This window comes from Pseudomonas sp. GM55, from assembly GCF_000282395.1.
Taxonomy (GTDB): domain Bacteria; phylum Pseudomonadota; class Gammaproteobacteria; order Pseudomonadales; family Pseudomonadaceae; genus Aquipseudomonas; species Aquipseudomonas fluorescens_CC.
In genome coordinates this window covers 1-17,283 of record NZ_AKJJ01000041.1, presented here as the reverse complement: position 1 = coordinate 17,283, position 17,283 = coordinate 1, and the positions used below count along the sequence as shown (strand labels likewise).

The following is a 17,283-nucleotide window of genomic DNA, read 5'->3' as shown; positions in this document are numbered from 1 at the left end:
CTCCGGGCGGCGTTCCGACGATGGGCGTTAACGATGACGCGTTCATTCTGGAAAAGCGCGGCATCTTTGAGTCCATCGCGAGCAGGCTCGCTCCTACAGGTAAACGAAGGGCAAAAAAAAGCCCGGCCAAAAGGCCGGGCTCTTTATAAGTGAAGCAGCCGGATTAGACCAGCTTCTCCAGCTCAGGGATGGCTTCGAACAGGTCTGCCACCAGGCCGTAATCGGCCACCTGGAAGATCGGCGCTTCTTCATCCTTGTTGATCGCCACGATCACTTTGGAGTCTTTCATGCCGGCCAGGTGCTGGATCGCGCCGGAGATACCGACGGCGATGTACAGCTGTGGAGCCACGATCTTGCCGGTCTGACCGACCTGCATGTCGTTCGGTACAAAACCTGCGTCGACCGCGGCACGCGAAGCACCGACAGCAGCGCCCAGCTTGTCGGCCAGGGCGTACAGGTGTTTGAAGTTGTCGCCGTTCTGCATGCCGCGGCCGCCGGAAACGACGATCTTGGCAGCGGTCAGTTCCGGACGGTCAGATTTAGCAAGCTCTTCGCCAACGAAGCTGGAGATGCCAGCGTCGTGAGCAGCGCCAACGGCTTCAACGGCCGCCGAACCACCTTCAGCTGCCACCGGGTCGAAACCGGTGGCACGCACGGTGATCACTTTGACCGCAGCGTTCGATTGAACGGTAGCGATGGCGTTACCGGCATAGATCGGACGCTTGAAGGTGTCAGCGCTTTCTACCGAGATGATCTCGGAGATCTGGTCAACGTCCAGTGCAGCGGCAACGCGCGGCAGGATGTTTTTGCCGTTGGAAGTGGCGGCGGCCAGGATGTGGCTGTAGCCCTTGCCCAACTCTGCAACCAGCGGCGCAACGTTTTCTGGCAACTGGTGAGCGTAGGCGGCGTTGTCGGCCACCAGCACTTTAGCCACGCCAGCCACTTTCGCAGCAGCTTCAGCCACGGCGCCAGCGCCCTGACCTGCAACCAGCACGTGGATGTCACCACCGATTTTGGCGGCAGCAGCCACGGTGTTCAGCGTGGCCGGGGCCAGCACTTTGTTGTCGTGTTCGGCGATTACCAAGATAGTCATGATTAGATTACCTTCGCTTCGTTTTTCAGTTTCTCGACCAGTTCAGCCACCGACTTGACCTTGATACCCGCGCTGCGTGCAGCAGGCGCTTCGACTTTCACGGTCTTGTTGGTGGAGGCGGTGGAAACGCCCAAAGCGTCCGGAGTCAGCGTCTCGAGAGGCTTCTTCTTGGCTTTCATGATGTTTGGCAGAGACGCGTAGCGCGGCTCGTTCAAACGCAGGTCGGTGGTGACGATGGCTGGCAGTTTCAGGGAAACTGTCTGCGCGCCGCCGTCGATTTCGCGGGTTACAGCAACGCTGTCGCCACTGATTTCGACTTTCGAAGCGAACGTGCCCTGACCGTAACCGCTCAATGCAGCGAGCATCTGGCCGGTCTGGTTGTTGTCGCTGTCGATGGCTTGTTTGCCAAGGATCACCAGCTGAGGCTGTTCCTTGTCGACAACAGCCTTCAGCAGCTTGGCAACGGCCAGGGAAGTCAGGTCTTCGGCGGACTCGACGAGGATGGCGCGGTCGGCACCCAGAGCCAGCGCGGTGCGCAGTTGCTCTTGAGCGGTGGACGGGCCTACGGAGACGACGACGATTTCAGTCGCAACACCCTTCTCTTTCAGGCGTACGGCTTCTTCCACGGCGATCTCGCAGAACGGGTTCATCGACATCTTGACGTTGGCAAGATCGACGCCGGAATTGTCCGCCTTGACGCGAACCTTGACGTTGTAATCCACAACGCGTTTGACAGCTACAAGAACCTTCATGGATTCCTCGTTACTCTCCGGTGAAAAGAAAGTCGCCTAGGCGAACCTGGCGGTTGATGCTCATCGGGCGCAAGGGCACCTCCAAAAACGCCGGCAAAGGTGTCAAGTGACCATCGCTCATGCTGTGGATGACCGTTCGTCAGTGGTGACTGACGAGTCATTCAACATCGCGGCGTGTAAACTGCGCAGCAAACCCGCGCGGCGCATCACTCTCTACTGCCATCGCCCTGTCTTTAGAGGTGCTCTTGAAACCAACAGTCAGCCTACGGCGAGCGCAAAACCGCCCGTATCTTGACCGGAACGCCTATTCCGGTCAATACGCCAAAATAGCCGTTCATAAGGCGCGTGACTTTGATTTCTCTGGCTTTGAGCCAATTCAAACAAACGTTTGTATTGGACGCTGAGAGTGGTGTAGATATAATGCGCCACCCAAAGAGAAAGGTGGTCAATCGATTGTCCGCTTTCGGCATTGCGCCGGAATTCATGGATGCGACACCCAACCTCCAAATTAGAAAAAAAACTGTTGAGCCTTGAGTAGGAGATAACCTGTGGAACGCGAATACATGGAATTCGACGTGGTCATCGTCGGTGCCGGCCCCGCTGGTCTTTCCGCCGCCTGCCGCTTGAAGCAGAAGGCCGCCGAAGCCGGTAAGGAAATCAGCGTCTGCGTGGTCGAAAAAGGCTCCGAAGTCGGTGCTCACATTCTGTCCGGTGCCGTGTTCGAACCACGCGCCCTGAACGAACTGTTCCCGGACTGGAAAGAACTCGGCGCGCCGCTGAACACCCCTGTCACCCGCGACGACATCTTCGTTCTAAAGAACGCTGAAAGCGCGCAGAAAGTTCCAGACTTCTTTGTGCCCAAGACCATGCACAACGAAGGCAACTACATCATCTCCCTGGGCAACCTGTGCCGCTGGCTGGCCCAGCAGGCCGAGAACCTGGGCGTGGAGATCTACCCGGGCTTCGCCGCTCAGGAAGCGCTGATCGACGAGAACGGCGTGGTACGCGGGATCATCACCGGTGACCTGGGCGTCGACCGCGAAGGCCATCCGAAGGAAGGCCTGTACACCCCGGGCATGGAACTGCGTGGCAAATACACGCTGTTCGCCGAAGGTTGCCGTGGCCACATTGGCAAGCAGTTGATCAAGCGCTTCAACCTGGACACTGACGCTGATGCCCAGCACTACGGCATCGGTCTCAAAGAAATCTGGGAAGTCGACCCGGCCAAGCACCAGCCAGGCCTGGTGGTGCACACCGCCGGTTGGCCGATGGACATCATGGGCACCGAGAACACCGGTGGCTCGTTCCTCTATCACCTGGAAAACAACCAGGTGGTAGTCGGCCTGATCGTCGACCTGTCCTACAGCAACACCTACCTGTCGCCGTTCGACGAGTTCCAGCGCCTCAAGCATCACCCGGTGCTCAAGCAGCACCTGGAAGGCGGCAAGCGCATCAGCTACGGCGCCCGTGCCATCTGCAAGGGTGGCCTGAATTCGCTGCCGAAAATGGTCTTCAAGGGCGGCGCGCTGATCGGTTGCGACCTCGGCACCCTGAACTTCGCCAAGATCAAAGGCAGCCACACCGCGATGAAGTCCGGCATGCTCGCCGCCGAATCCGTGGCTGACGCGCTGTTCGCAGAGAAGGACGGCACCGAAGAACTGACCACCTACGTTGACGCGTTCAAGAAGAGCTGGCTCTACGACGAACTGTTCGCCAGCCGCAACTTCGGCCCGGCGATCCACAAGTTCGGCGCCATCGTGGGTGGTGGTTTCAACTGGCTGGACCAGAACATCTTCGGCGGCAAACTGCCGTTCACCCTGCACGACACCAAGCCGGATTACGCGTGCCTGAAACTGGCGGCCGACTGCAAGAAGATCGACTACCCGAAACCGGACGGCAAGATCAGCTTTGACAAATTGAGCTCGGTGTTCATCTCCGGTACCAACCATGAAGAAGAGCAGCCGTGCCACCTGAAGCTGGCTGATGCGAGCATTCCGATCAGCAAGAACCTGCCGCTGTACGATGAGCCGGCACAGCGTTACTGCCCGGCTGGCGTGTATGAAGTGATCACCAAGGAAGACGGCGAGAAGCGCTTCCAGATCAACGCCCAGAACTGCGTTCACTGCAAGACCTGCGACATCAAGGACCCTGCACAGAACATCACCTGGGTGGCGCCGGAAGGTGCCGGCGGCCCGACTTACCCGAACATGTAAGCCGAACGCCTGAACAACGAGGCTCCCGAAACGGGGGCCTTTTTGTTGCCTGAAATTCCGGGCATTACATCATTGCCTGTAGGAGCGAGCTTGCTCGCGAAAAACTCCAATACACCGCGTGCATTCAGACAATACGCGTTAGCGTTATCGACCATCGCGAGCAAGCTCGCTCCCACAACCCAGCTCCGCCGACAGCCGGGCCGTGACTCCTTTGATCAGGGGAATCAGCTCGGCCATTTTTTCCAGCGGCATGTAAGGCACGGTACTGGCAATGCTGATGCCGGCGACGATGCGTTTACTGGCATCGCGGACCGGCGCCGCCACGCAACGGATCGACGGCTCGTTATCTTCCAGATCGAAGGCGTAACCGCCAGCCACGTACTCGACCATGCGCTGCTCGAACTGCTCCCAGGATTGCTCCGGGTGCTGCGGCCAGAACTGGTTCTTGCCACCCACCGGCAGGCTGACTTCATACAAGCGCTGCCACTCTTGCGGCGAATCATCGAGCATCAGTGCCTTGCCGATCCCGGTGCGCGCCAACGGCATGCGATGGCCGACCCGCGAACGCATTTCCGGGCCATTGCGCCCCGGGTTCTTGTGCAGGTACAGCACTTCGTCGCCTTCACGAATCGCCAGGTGAATGGTGTCGCCGGTCAATGCCGACAACTCATCCAGATACGGCCCGGCCAGGGTCACCAACGGCAGCTCTTCACGGGCCTGAAAGCCCAACTCGATCAGTTTCGGCCCCAGCAGATAACCGACTTGCGGCACCACCCGCAGATAACGCTCGTCCACCAGGCAACTGGCCAGGCGATGGGTGGTGCTGCGTGTAGTGCCGATCAGCCGGGCGATTTCCTTGAGATCGCGGGCGCCGCTGGCCACGGCCTGGACCACACCCAACCCGCGAAGCAGGGTCTGGGTGCCGGTCGGCGCGGCGTCCTTGGCGATTTTTGGGGCGTCTTCCTGCATATCCAGCCTTTACCGTTGAGCGAGGGAACGGGCGGCATTATGGTCGCCCGCGTGCCACGACTACAACTTGATACGCTCGACCTTGCCCACCAACAAGATGTAGGACAGTGCACCAATCAACGCCAACACCGAAATGTAGGTGATCGCCGGGGCAAAGGAATCACCCGTGGCGAGAAAACCGATCACGATAGGCGTGGCAATCGCCGACAGGTTGCCGATGAAGTTGAACACCCCGCCGGTCAGCCCGAGCAACCGTGCCGGGGCGAGCGTCGACACCAGCGACCAGGTAATCGAAGCCAGGCCGTTGCCGAAGAAGGCGAGCGCGAGGAAGGCAATCACCAGCGGCGTCGACTCGACAAAGTTGGCGCCGATGATCGAGGTGGAAATCAGCAAACCGCTGATGATCGGCAACTTGCGGGCGAACCCCACCGTGCAGCCGCGACGGATCAAAAAGTCCGAGAAGAAACCGGAACACAGCACACCGATAAACGCGGCGAGAAACGGTAGCGATGCCAACAGGCCGGACTTGATGAAGTCCATGCCGCGGTATTTCACCAGGTAGGTCGGGAACCAGGTGAGGAAGAACCACAGCGTCGAGTTGAGGCAGAACTGCCCGAGGTAAATGCCCCAGAGTTTGCGCTTGGTCAGGACAATCCCCAGGTCGGTCCAGCTGAATCTGGCCTTAACCCTGGCCTGCTCGGCCTGGATGTCCACCAACCCGCCGCCCTCACGGATCAAGTCAATTTCCGCGTCATTGGCGCCTTTGAAATCCCGCGGCTCGCGATACACCGCGTACCAGATCACCGCCCACACAATGCCCACCGCGCCGGTGGTGACGAACACCATGTGCCAGCCGAATTCGTGCTGGAGCCAGGCCAGCACCGGCGTCAGGAAGGCCAGGCCGACGAACTGCCCGGAGGTGTAGAAACCGATGGCCGTGGCGCGTTCGCGCTCGGGGAACCAGGTGGTGACCACGCGACTGTTGATCGGATAGGCCGGCGCTTCCAGGGCACCGACCGCCATGCGCAACACGAACAGCGCGATGAAGCTGGCTGCGAAGCCCAGCATCACCGTGGCCACCGACCACAGCAGCAAAGCGACGCTGTACAGAATCCGTGGCGGCACGCGATCCACCAGCCAGCCACCGGGGATTTGCATCGCGGCGTAGGTCCAGCCGAAGGCAGAGAAGATCAGGCCGACGTGAATCGGATCGATGCCCAGGTCACTGGTCAATGCCGGGGCGGCAATCGACAGGTTGCTGCGGTCCAGGTAGTTGATCACCACGGTGATGAACAGCAGCACCATGATGAAAAAACGCTTGCGGCTGGGCGTCACCAACGACGCCTGCCCGGTGAGGGTTTGCGATTGCATGGGGGGTGCCTCTTCTTATGGTTATTGAGGTCGATTCGAAGACTTGCACTGCCCCTGTAGGAGCTGGCTTGCCAGCGAAGAGGTCGTCACATCCAACAACGATGTTGCCTGACACGCCGCCTTCGCTGGCAAGCCAGCTCCTACAGTGGATCAGGAAGAACTCACCACTCGGCAAAACTGCCATCGGCATGGCGCCAGATCGGGTTGCGCCAGCGGTGACCGATGGCAGCACGTTCGATCACGTATTCTTCATTGATCTCGATACCCAGGCCCGGGCCGTTCGGGATCTTCACGAAGCCCTGGTCGTAGTCGAACACCCGTGGATCTTTCACGTAGTCGAGCAGGTCGTTGCTCTCGTTGTAATGGATGCCCAGGCTCTGTTCCTGGATGAAGGCGTTGTAGCAAGCCGCGTCCAGTTGCAGGCAGGCGGCCAGGGCAATCGGGCCCAGCGGGCAATGCAGCGCCAGCGCCACGTCGTAGGCTTCGGCCATGTTGGCGATCTTGCGCGTCTCGGTGATGCCGCCCGCGTGGGACGCATCCGGCTGGATGATGTCGACATAGCCTTCGCTGAGTACGCGCTTGAAATCCCAGCGCGAGAACAGCCGCTCACCGAGGGCAATCGGCGTGCTGGTCAGCGGCGCCAGTTCCTTCAGCGCTTCGTAGTTTTCGCTGAGTACCGGCTCTTCGATGAACATCAGCTTGTACGGATCGAGTTCCTTCATCAGTACCTTGGCCATGGGCTTGTGCACCCGGCCATGGAAGTCCACGCCGATACCCACGTTCGGACCGACCGCATCACGCACGGCAGCGACGTTGGCCAGGGCCTGGTCAACTTTGTCGAACGTGTCGAGGAACTGCAGTTCTTCGGTGCCGTTCATTTTCACCGCAGTGAAACCACGCTCGACCGCTTCTTTCGCCGCACGCGCCGTGTCTGCCGGGCGGTCGCCACCGATCCACGAGTACACACGAATCTTGTCCCGCACCTGACCACCCAGCAGATCGCTGACCGACACGCCCAGCGCCTTGCCCTTGATGTCCCACAAGGCCTGGTCGATACCGGCCAGGGCGCTCATGTGGATAGCGCCACCACGGTAGAAGCCGCCGCGATAGAGCACGGTCCAGATGTCTTCGATGTTGCGGGGGTCTTTGCCGATCAGGTAGTCGGACAACTCTTCAACGGCAGCGGCAACGGTGTGGGCACGACCTTCGACCACGGGCTCGCCCCAGCCGGTGACACCTTCGTCGGTTTCTACCTTGAGGAAGCACCACCGCGGCGGAACGATGAAGGTAGTCAGTTTGGTGATTTTCATCTGGTTGTCTCTCTTGTTATTTGCAGCGCGCTCGGCGCCAGAAAAGTCTTAACGCAGAGCGTTCCATGCAGCGACATAGGCCTTGGCGTTCACGGCCACGTCTTCAGGCGTCATACCAGGCTTGAACAAGCCCGAACCGAGGCCGAAGCCTTTCACACCTGCGTCTATGAACACCTGCATGTTGTCCGGAGTGATGCCGCCGACCGGCGCCAGAATCGTTCCCGCTGGCAACACCGCGAGCCAGGCTTTGACGACTGCCGGCCCCATCTGCTCAGCCGGAAACATCTTCAGTACATCCGCACCTTCGGCCAGTGCCGCGAACGCTTCGGTCGGCGTGGCGACACCCGGAGACAGGTACAAACCGGCTGCCTTCGCCGCGCGCAACACCTTGGGATCACTGTGGGGCATGACGATCACCTGGCCGCCCGCCGCTTTCACTTGCTCGACCTGCTCCGGCGTCACCACCGTGCCGGCGCCGATCAGGCAATCGGCAGGCAAGGTACTGCGCAGGATACGGATACTGTCGTACGGTTCAGGGGAATTGAGCGGCACTTCGATGACGCGAAATCCGGCGGCGTACAGGACTTCGCCGATGGCAGCGGCTTCCTGTGGACGCAGGCCGCGCAGGATCGCGATCAGGCCGTTTTGCGCCAGCGCTTGTTTGAGCATGTCAGACCTCCAGGCAGGATTAACGGGATGCGGTGGACGTGACCAGGCCAGCGGCGAGCGCCAGTTGCCACAATCCGCGTTCGGTGGCCTGTTCGGCCAGGGTCACCCGGGCAAAACCGCAGGCGTCGAGCGCCCGGCTGTAGCGGGCACAGAGTTGGGTATTGCCGATGAGGATGATCGACGGCAGGTGCACGCTGTTGCGCCGACGCCGCTGGACATTGGCCAGGGCCGCCAACTCGTGGCCGATCAGCAGGCCGGACAGATAGTCCGCCTGGGCGGTGGCGCTCAATTCGCCCGTCAGGCCCAGGCTACGGGCGCTGAACATCGTGGACAACGGACCGGTTTCACCGTCCGCCGACAACGCGACCTGCACGCCACGATCAAAAGCGTCACCATCGAAGGACCCGCCATGTTGCTGGGTGCGTCCGAGAATGCTGTGCTCGCTGAGCACGGCGAAGACTTCGCCGGTCATGAACGTATCGAAATGCACGATGCAGCCATCGGCCACTTCCACCCATTTCGAATGACTGCCCGGAAGGCCGATCAACAGGTCGGCGCCCGTCTCACCCGCCAGGTTTTGCAGCACACCGAGCACCTGGGTTTCTTCGCCGCGCATCACGTTCGGCAAACGCGAACGCTGGATGACGCCAGGCACAATGTGCACATCGACGCCGCGCAGGCTACGCACGGTTTGCAAGGATGTACCGAGATTGGCGACGTTCGCCGGCGTGTCGCAGTAGGCCGCTTCGCGCCAGCCCTGGGCGCTGCCGACCATGCCGCAGGCAATCACCGGTAATTGCGGCTGCGCATCGAGCCAATCGCCGCAAGCCTCGTCGAAGGCCAGTTCGAAACCATCGGCGCATTCCCGGTCGCCAATGAATCGCGGCGCCTTCGGCAGCTGCATGATCCCCGACGACAGCGAGCGCTGTTCGAGCACCTGCCCGCCTTCAGCCAGTTTGTAAGCACGTAATGAGGTCGTCCCCCAGTCGAGCGCGATCAATTGCGCCTGCATCGCTTCACCTGTTTTGGTTTTTGGCAGTGAGTGAGCGGGACTATAAACCTGAGGCGGCGTAAATCTCAATATATAAATATCAATCCCATATTATGAGACAAGACAAAAAAATGCAGCCCGAAGGCTGCGATCTTTTATGAGCGATCAGTTACCCGCTGCGAAATCCCGCAGCACGGTCCCATCCATCCGATACCGAACCCACTCCTCCTGCGGCTGCGCACCCAGGGATTTGTAGAATTCGATGGCCGGGGTATTCCACTCCAGCACGCTCCACTCGAAACGGCCGCAGTCGTTGGCGCAGGCAATTTTTGCCAGATGCCGCAGCAGGGTCTTGCCGGCACCGCCGCCACGCTGTTGCGGGGTGATGTAGAGGTCTTCGAGGTACAGGCAATTGCTGCCAAGCCAGGTGGAATAGCTGAAGAAGAACACCGCGAAACCGATGGGTGCACCGTCGCGCAGGCAGATCAGGCCATGGGCGGTGGCACCTTCGCTGAACAGACTGCGCTCGATATCGGCAACGCTGGCGATGACTTCATGGCGGGCACGTTCGTAGTCGGCCAGTTCAGTGATGAACGCGAGGATTTGCGGTGCGTCACTGGGGGTCGCCGGGCGGATTTCGATCGTCATGGACGTGCCTTGTCAAAAATGGAAAACGCCATACTAAGTCGGCGCGGTATTTGTGGCGAGGGAACTGTCCCAACACCTGTAGGAGCGAGCTGGCTCCGGGCGGCGTTCCGACGATGGTCGTCAACGATTACATGTGCGGCCTGAATAAATGCGCTGCCCTTGTGTTTTTCGCGAGCGAGCTCGCTCCTACAAGGGTGTTTACTCCGGCCTGCACTAAGTCAGGGCGTTGGAGCAATGCCTGAGCCGTTCGTCGCTGATAATGCACCCATTCAGATCGAGAGCAGACTAATCAGGTAGGGACTCTAATCATTGGAGACAACACCATGATCCTGCCCAGGTTGATCGCTCTCGTTCTCATGGCCTTTTTGTCCATTGCCACTTTCGCCGGGCCCCTCGGTTCCAGCACCGGCCCGACCAACCCGGTGGAAAAACCCAGGGCGCCGGCCATCCAGAGCGCCCCCGGCATGAACACCGATGGCACCACGATCGACCACAACCTGCCACCGTCCACCGGCACCGACCCGCGGGTTCAAGGCAATGATGCAGGACGTCAGGGTGGTATGAGTTTGCCAGGCAGCAAAACGCCCAGCAGTGGCGGACTTGGCTCGACCACTAGCGGTGACTCGGGTGACGACGACAGCGACAGCCAATAGTTACTGTTTGGGGACAGCAACTCGGGCGAAGAATATTAGGGTCTCTTCGCGGGCAAGCCCGCTCCCACAGGATCTGTGCCAGATCCCCAGCAGCCCCCTATGGGAGATTCTATGGTTGAGGGGAAGCCCTCAACTGACTTTTGGCTGGTATTCGCTCTGCCCCTTGAGCAGGGCGATCGACACCACCACTGATTCCTGAGATGCCACCGAGGTGCCAATCACGTCGTAAAGCAGGTCTGCCAACAAGTCGTTGTCATGGTCGACACTGATGCTCCGCGCCCAGCTGATGTTCGAGACAATCCGTCCACCGGCCACCCAGTGGCCATGGCTTTCCGCTTGCTGGGCGATTTGCTGGCCGAGGTTCAACGCTTCACCCAAGTCCATGCCGTTGATGCCGGCAGACACCGCCGCCACCGCCGCCGCGCTGGAGATCCCCAACGTGGTGTTGTGGGTGACCTGACAGGCCTGCACGACCGCTTCGATGAAACGCTGCGGATCGGCGACATTCGCCGCGATCCCCACAGGCGTAATGCACATCGCCGCGCCGTTGGTGGTGCCATAGCGCCCCGCTTCTTCCGGCGAATGGCCGGCGAGGATCATCTCGATGGCGCGCTTGGTCGAAGGGCCGAGCAGATCCTGCGAACCATTGGCCTGCATCAGCGCTTCCCGTTCGATCAAACGCTGTGCAAGTACCGACGGCTCGATTTTGCCCTCGCCATCAATCAACAACTGGCCGACCAGGATCGCCTGTTCGGTGTCGTCGGTGATCGAGCCCTTGGGCATGTTGGCGACAATCGGTTGATCGGCACCGGCGTCTTGCAGGTCGGTGATTTCACCAAAGCGCGACTGGATTTCAACGCGGCTTAAAGATTGGGTCGGCATGCCCAGGGCATCGCCCAGGGTCAGGCCATAGAACGCGCCCAAGGCATGGTTGAGCGCAGTCATTTCGAGGTTCCAAATTGCAGGTGCCGACGAAAATGCACAGGGTCGAGCAAACTTTCCACTTGCTCCATGAAGCGGTTTTGCCGGTCGTACGTGGTACGCAAGGCCTTGAGGAACACTGTGCCAACCGGACGTCCTAGCAGCTCGGCGTCTTCGGCATTCAACGGTTCAGCACCGATCCACTGATCCACTGATCACCACGTTTGCCGATATAGCCATAGGCGGCCAGGGTGATGGTCAGGGAGTTATCAATCAGACCGACACGCGGCAGGCTTTCCAGGCCACCGATAGCAGGCATCAAAGATGCGTTCGAGGGAAACCAGCGTGCCGTCTTTGGAACGGCGGCGACGGTCGAGAGTAATGAGTTTGTCGGTGCCGAAATGAGACATCAGATCAGGACGGGTTACCGCCTCCAGACGCAACACCTCGGTATTGACCAGCGCCCCGCTGTCGGCCAGCGCCTGCGCCCAACCGCTGCGCTGGTCGAGTACCACGCCGTCAAACGTGACGATGGAACCCACCCCGCTCTGCGTCGCGATGTAGTTGCGCCGTTTCAATTCGGCCAGAGCCTCACGCAAAGTGCCTCGGCTGACTTTGAATTCCTGAGCCAACTGATGCTCGCCAGACAACAGAAAACCGTCCTCTCAGGAGGCTGCTTTCGATGCGCCGGATGAGTTCCGTCGCCCCCCCGTTGTTTCTTGTCAAATCGTACCTGTCTAATCATGTACAAAGCGTTAATCGAAACGGGTTGGGATCGGCAAGGATTGTTTACGGGATATGACCGAAGGGCTTGCTTGCGTTGAGCCCGATGTACAAGGACCAGTGAGTTCTCGTTCAGGCTCTATGCCGTCACTCTATCTCCGAGGCTCCCCCGAAAATCTTCAATTTAGCCTGATGTGGCACCGGATACAGGCCCACCACACCTCCTGCAAATCCAACCGAAACCCCCATCAGATATTGGGTGGCGGCCGGGTATATCGAAGTATTTCGGTTATCTGACTCCGTCGGATTAATTGAGCTATCCGATGGCAGCTTAATAAGCTTCACACCATCACCACGTAGCGCACAAATAATTGGAACCGGGTTGTCCTGATCATCGAGAAGTTCGTCTGCGGACATTGGATCAAGTGGCTCACGAACCTCCCCATTGTCCACCTCATGTCTGATTAGAATATAAACATCACCCTCTCTCTCGATGCGTAGTAATGCTTCTTCCCCAGGTCGCGCGGCATAGTCGCCAATCCACTCATCGCAGGCGGGTCGGGACAGTTGTTTATAACTAAGCACAATCAGTAGAAACACCGTACCAGCCAGTATCCATGCGACAGACCGACGAAAGCGAACTCGTGTCTTTTGTTGGTTTACTGTCATTACTATCCCTGTCTTTTTCCGTTTTTCAGAAATTTTAGAAGTTGCGATTCAAACTACCCGAACGTTAAGCGCAGTACCTGCCACCCCATGGCAACCGCAGGCCAGAAAATGGCCCTGCAACACGACCGGAATGCCGTCCGTACGCCGGCGCGGATGCCCTTCGACGAAGGCAAACTCGCCCTGATGCAGCGGGCAGGTAGCCTTGTCGCCCAACACCGCCGGGTTTTTTCCATTGAGGGTATGTGTGCCTTCGAGCTGGCAGGAAACCACCGTGCCGCCGCTGCTGGTGGCATCCCCCAGGCAAACGGGATGGCTCATGTTCTGGGCCCGCCGCCAGGGGAGCCGAACTTGAAGGGGTCGGCACCTCGGTTCTCACGGTTCTTGGCTTTGCGCGCCTCGTCCGGCGGGCGGATCATTTGTACCGTCAGGCTGCCGTCCTGGCCGGCGTAGACCACCGCACTGACTCCGCCATCCAGGTAGCTGGCAATGGTCGCCAGGTTGATTTCCACCAGCGCCCCACTGACCCCGGTATTGCCCAGACGCCGACCGATGTCGTAGCCCTCATCGACATTGCCCAACTCGAGCCCATGGCCGTCCGTGTTCAGGCCGTGCAAGGCATTGTTCAGGGCGATTTCAGCGTCCCGGTTGTCGGTGGTGTCATAGAACACGCGGACCGGCTGCTGCCCTCTGGGCAATGTCTCCACGGCCTGCAGCCAGCCTGCCTGCAGGGCTTTGGCCTGCAACGCCGGTTTTAGCCGCTGGCCGTGCTCATCCTGCATCGAGACCTTGATCGGTCGGTGCAAGTAGCCCAGCACCGGCGCGGCGTCGAACTCTTTGACCTGGTGCTGGGTCCAGCGGATTGGTAGCCATGGGGAGGGTTCGAAGTAGCCTGGCCCGCGGTTATCGATGGTTGCCCAGAGGGTGGGGAGTTGCGCTTGCCAGTAGGCGGTGGACATGGTGCCGGGGGCATCGGGGTTATCAAAGCCTTTGGCACGCTCCGCCTCTTCGTACACCTCTCGAAATTCACGGGAATGCTTCCAGTAAAATGCCCAAAGTTTGCCCAGGTCGGTGTTTTTGTTTTGGTTGTCCTCAGGCTCGTGGGTGGCATAACGGCGAATATACCGATCCACCCGATCCGAGCGAGTGACCAGCAGCCCGGTCATGCTTTCGAACACCGTGGGTACCACCTGGACACTTTGTAACCCGGGGGTACCAGGCTTGCGATAGACATCACGCGTCACGTCGCCGTCCCGGCTCGCGATCAGCGCCTGTGGAACTTGGGGGTTATCGTCAAAAAACTGAAACAGCCGCTCAATCATGCCTTGGGCATGGGTGGTGCTTTCATCGTCCTGCCAGAGAAATTGGGTAACCCCCAAGGTCGCCTTATTACGGCCTGAATTGATCAAGCCGGCGGCTCGATAGCCTTTCTCATAAGGGTCTGGTGGACCTAGCGCGAACACCGGTATTGGCCAATACGCTACTGATTCGCCTGCCGAATGCTTGAAAGCCACACGGATTTTGATATCTCTGCTGATTTCTCGGGAGTCCAGTGAGTCCGTGTAATCCTTGGGATCTCGTGAATAAATCGACGCAAAGTTGTTATTTTTCTTCTTGATGAATTGCCAGATCTCCGATTGGTGGTCCTGGTAGATCCCAAGCCCCACCCCGCGGATTTCCAATGCATAAGTCCGCGCCTGCGTGGCCTGCTGCTCAGCGATTTGCGCCATGACGTTGGCTTTATAGGCAACAAGCCCCGCCCTTTCACTGGCCACGGCTTTGCCCCACCAGTGAACACTGAAAATCAGCAGCAAGGGGCCCAGAATGGCGGCGATTCCCCAGTACAGTACCGGTTTGAGGTCACGTATTTCCACGTTGTTTTCCTGTGCCTTGAGGTGGACCAGCCAGACGAAGCCGAGCCAAAGGATCAGCAGAACGCCGGCGATCCAGAGATAGGGCTTCAGTTTCGGTAACGTTCGGGGGCGGTGTTGAGGATCGCTCACAAGGCACCTCCTTTTTTAGCGGCGCCGGCAAACAGAGCGGGGGGCGTTAGCGAGACCAGATCGGAAGTCGGAAATATGCCCTCCTGGTAATACAGGTAACTGGACTTCACTAGCGCCTGAGCCTCTTTGCTTAGACGCGACCAACCTGGCAACTCACTTGTTTTCCTAAATACCTCTTCATCCATCTTCCAATCCGCAATCGCCACCAACACTTCACGCATGGCCGGGTCATCGAGGCAATGGGCCTGGCCAAGGGCGATGTCCATCGCCGTCACCCAACGCTGGTTTTCCGGGCTGCGCAGGATCGCCGAGTGGTAGGAGTTGGCGCCCCAGGTCCCCTGGTCATGTTCCATGCGCGCCCGGGCCTCTCGCGGGGTCTCCTCACGCTCGTGACAAGAACTGGCGCTGGAGCGGGCCGCGCCTTTTCGTACGGCGCGCGTATGGTCCTCCGGGTCGTCGGACAACCCGTTAAAACGGGCTAACGCCTCCTGCTGCGTGGTGTTCGGGGCGTCATACTCGGCGGGCATTTTTATCCACAAAAAGGTCGCGGCGTCTTTGCCCAGCGCGATGCTCTTGGCCACCTCATCCGGTTTGTCCAGGCCGGCGGTGGTCGGACTGCCGGTGATCGCTTCGCCACCGAACATCTGCGGCGCATGGGGCGGGTGCAGGGCCTCGGCATTGATCAGGCGTTCCTGCCCCTCGGCTATCGGCGCTTGCGAGGCCACTCCGGTGACAAAGGACGCGCCCGGGTAGCGGTGTTCGCCGAGTGCGCGGATGAATTCCGGTTGTGGTGGCTTGCCCACCCGCACCGGCTCCCCGTCACGATGGCGCTTGGTCCACAGCCGTTGATAGAAACCCAGGGATTGCAGCGCCATCATCGCCGGTCGCCCATCCGGCGTTGCATCCGGCATACCGTAGGTGCCGATGCCTTGCACGTCGTCCAGGGCCACGGTGGTGTCGTCCGGGCAAAAATACAGGTACACCTTGCCGCGATTGTCGCGTTCGGGGAACACGCTGAGGTTGCCGAGCTTGTCCTGGCGGGTCCCTTGCGTCGGTGACCATCGAGGGCCGCTGCGACCGCCATAGGTTTTGCTGTCCCTGAGCGCGGATAACGGTGGCTGGGCATGGGGCGTTTGCGTGACCGCCGTGACGATACGGATCAGGGTGGCGAGGGTGTCATGGTCTTTGGGGGTGACCTTGGGCAACACGCTGTAAGGCGTGTCCACGAGAATCAGGGTGTCGGCGCAGCGCTGCCCCTTGTCCACCAGCAGGGCCTGCGCCAGTAACGCGATCAGGGTGCCCTGGCTGTGGCCCATGATGGTGATGGTTTCATCGGGGGATACCCGGCGCATCTCGCTGACCAGCATCGCCAGACGGTGAGCGGCCAGCACAAAGTAATGCCGCAGCGGCGCATGGGCGAAGAGCAGGAAATTGTTCGGCTTGGCAAATTCGACCATGCCGGTTTTCCGGTTGGCCTTGAAACCCTCGCCATACATCTCTTGCAGATTGTTGGTGGCATTGACAAAAAAACCACCGGCCTTGGCAAAGTGGCGATCCAGGCGATTGCCCCGGATATCCTGAAACTGGTTGCGCATTCGGAACGGGTCACCGGCGTCATCTCGCTTGACGTGTTCCGGGGCGGCGCGATAACCCCAGTAGAACGGGATCATCAGGCTACGGGTTTTGGGCGCGGTAGTATCTCGACGATAAAGGTAGGTATCAGGGTCATCGAGTATGGCCTTCTGATCACTGCTCAACTCTTCACGCGGCATGTCTTTGGCAGCACTGTAAGCCGCCCCATACCGCCCCGCCTTGAGATCCGGTCGATCCAGCCGCTCGTTAACTCCTTGGCACAACCCGGTTTCCACCGACTCATAGGACGCGCCCGGATCATTCACACCATGCAGGAAGATCACCACCCCCGGCAGGTCGGCGGGCACTTCCATTTTGCGCACGGTATTGCAGTTAGGCATCAGGCGTGTGGTGAGTTGCGCCACGCAGTACAGATCTTCGCTGCTCATTGGCCGTCACCGTTCGGGCCTTTGTCACGCAACGCCGACACTTGCGATTGATGCATCTGCTCGCGCTCCACCCGCTCCGTCAGTCCACTGGAATCCGTCAGTCCTTGCACCGTGCTGCCATCCTCCAATTTGATTTGGTAAGCATGCTCGACCGCCAGTCGGGCGCTGTCGTCGCCGTGGCCCGGGTAGTGAATGGCCAGGCGTTGCGCGGCGGGGTCACGACCGAACGTTGGCACCGAGGCACTGTCGGTTTTCGGCCCCACCCAGTCATGCTCGCTGG

14 protein-coding genes and 3 pseudogenes are annotated in these 17,283 nt (G+C 59.8%); 2 read left to right on the top strand and 15 right to left on the bottom strand.

Annotated features, from left to right (window positions below; translation table 11 throughout):
• Positions 1–163 precede the first annotated feature (163 nt).
• Positions 164–1,093 (bottom strand): electron transfer flavoprotein subunit alpha/FixB family protein, encoded by a 930-nt coding sequence (locus tag PMI31_RS09540; RefSeq protein WP_008004325.1) that lies wholly within the window; start codon positions 1,091–1,093, stop codon positions 164–166.
• 2 nt (positions 1,094–1,095) lie between these two features.
• Entirely contained in the window at positions 1,096–1,845 is a 750-nt protein-coding gene (locus PMI31_RS09535; protein WP_008017740.1) for an electron transfer flavoprotein subunit beta/FixA family protein, read from the bottom strand.
• A 548-nt stretch (positions 1,846–2,393) separates the two neighbouring features.
• On the opposite strand from PMI31_RS09535, the gene PMI31_RS09530 reads away from it, so the two are divergent.
• Positions 2,394–4,058, top strand: a complete 1,665-nt coding sequence (locus tag PMI31_RS09530; RefSeq protein WP_043302312.1) for an electron transfer flavoprotein-ubiquinone oxidoreductase — start codon at positions 2,394–2,396, stop codon at positions 4,056–4,058.
• A gap of 144 nt (positions 4,059–4,202) precedes the next feature.
• Here the strand turns inward: PMI31_RS09530 and PMI31_RS09525 are convergent, their stop codons facing one another.
• From PMI31_RS09525 to PMI31_RS09500, 6 genes are all read right to left on the bottom strand, one after another.
• Positions 4,203–5,027 carry an IclR family transcriptional regulator gene (locus PMI31_RS09525; protein WP_008017738.1) on the bottom strand — a complete coding sequence of 275 codons (825 nt, stop codon included), beginning with the start codon at positions 5,025–5,027 and terminating at the stop codon, positions 4,203–4,205.
• A 60-nt stretch (positions 5,028–5,087) separates the two neighbouring features.
• Positions 5,088–6,398 (bottom strand): MFS transporter, encoded by a 1,311-nt coding sequence (locus tag PMI31_RS09520; protein ID WP_008017737.1) that lies wholly within the window; start codon positions 6,396–6,398, stop codon positions 5,088–5,090.
• Between the two features lie 161 nt (positions 6,399–6,559).
• Positions 6,560–7,708 carry a galactonate dehydratase gene (dgoD, locus tag PMI31_RS09515; RefSeq protein WP_007977010.1) on the bottom strand — a complete coding sequence of 383 codons (1,149 nt, stop codon included), beginning with the start codon at positions 7,706–7,708 and terminating at the stop codon, positions 6,560–6,562.
• Between the two features lie 48 nt (positions 7,709–7,756).
• Positions 7,757–8,377, bottom strand: a complete 621-nt coding sequence (locus tag PMI31_RS09510) for a 2-dehydro-3-deoxy-6-phosphogalactonate aldolase (RefSeq protein ID WP_008017736.1) — start codon at positions 8,375–8,377, stop codon at positions 7,757–7,759.
• A 19-nt stretch (positions 8,378–8,396) separates the two neighbouring features.
• Positions 8,397–9,389 carry a 2-dehydro-3-deoxygalactonokinase gene (locus PMI31_RS09505; RefSeq protein WP_008017735.1) on the bottom strand — a complete coding sequence of 331 codons (993 nt, stop codon included), beginning with the start codon at positions 9,387–9,389 and terminating at the stop codon, positions 8,397–8,399.
• Positions 9,390–9,533: 144 nt separating this feature from the next.
• Positions 9,534–10,016 carry a GNAT family N-acetyltransferase gene (locus PMI31_RS09500; RefSeq protein ID WP_008017733.1) on the bottom strand — a complete coding sequence of 161 codons (483 nt, stop codon included), beginning with the start codon at positions 10,014–10,016 and terminating at the stop codon, positions 9,534–9,536.
• Positions 10,017–10,339: 323 nt separating this feature from the next.
• Here PMI31_RS09500 and PMI31_RS09495 point away from each other — a divergent pair, with 323 nt between their 5' ends.
• A complete protein-coding gene (locus PMI31_RS09495) occupies positions 10,340–10,669 on the top strand; it encodes a hypothetical protein (protein ID WP_008017732.1) in 330 nt (109 codons plus the stop codon).
• Between the two features lie 168 nt (positions 10,670–10,837).
• On the opposite strand, the pseudogene PMI31_RS09490 reads toward PMI31_RS09495, so the two are convergent.
• From PMI31_RS09490 to PMI31_RS09460, 7 genes and pseudogenes are all read right to left on the bottom strand, one after another.
• Positions 10,838–11,614: pseudogene (locus tag PMI31_RS09490) on the bottom strand (ADP-ribosylglycohydrolase family protein); the annotation flags it as partial.
• Positions 11,611–12,335: pseudogene (locus PMI31_RS09485) on the bottom strand (GntR family transcriptional regulator). The pseudogenes PMI31_RS09490 and PMI31_RS09485, both read right to left, overlap by 4 nt.
• A gap of 125 nt (positions 12,336–12,460) precedes the next feature.
• The gene (locus tag PMI31_RS09480) at positions 12,461–12,982 is read right to left on the bottom strand and encodes a hypothetical protein (protein ID WP_008017728.1); all 522 of its coding nucleotides are present in this window, start codon (positions 12,980–12,982) and stop codon (positions 12,461–12,463) included.
• A gap of 48 nt (positions 12,983–13,030) precedes the next feature.
• Positions 13,031–13,300, bottom strand: coding sequence for a PAAR domain-containing protein (locus PMI31_RS09475; RefSeq protein WP_008017727.1), 270 nt, complete (start codon positions 13,298–13,300; stop codon positions 13,031–13,033).
• Positions 13,297–14,982 carry a type VI lipase adapter Tla3 domain-containing protein gene (locus PMI31_RS09470; protein ID WP_008017726.1) on the bottom strand — a complete coding sequence of 562 codons (1,686 nt, stop codon included), beginning with the start codon at positions 14,980–14,982 and terminating at the stop codon, positions 13,297–13,299. The genes PMI31_RS09475 and PMI31_RS09470 overlap by 4 nt, the downstream gene beginning before the upstream one ends.
• Positions 14,979–17,003 carry a T6SS effector phospholipase Tle3 domain-containing protein gene (locus tag PMI31_RS09465; protein WP_008017724.1) on the bottom strand — a complete coding sequence of 675 codons (2,025 nt, stop codon included), beginning with the start codon at positions 17,001–17,003 and terminating at the stop codon, positions 14,979–14,981. Before PMI31_RS09465 ends, PMI31_RS09470 begins: the two co-directional genes overlap by 4 nt.
• Positions 17,000–17,283: pseudogene (locus PMI31_RS09460) on the bottom strand (type VI secretion system Vgr family protein); the annotation flags it as partial. The pseudogene PMI31_RS09460 and the gene PMI31_RS09465, both read right to left, overlap by 4 nt.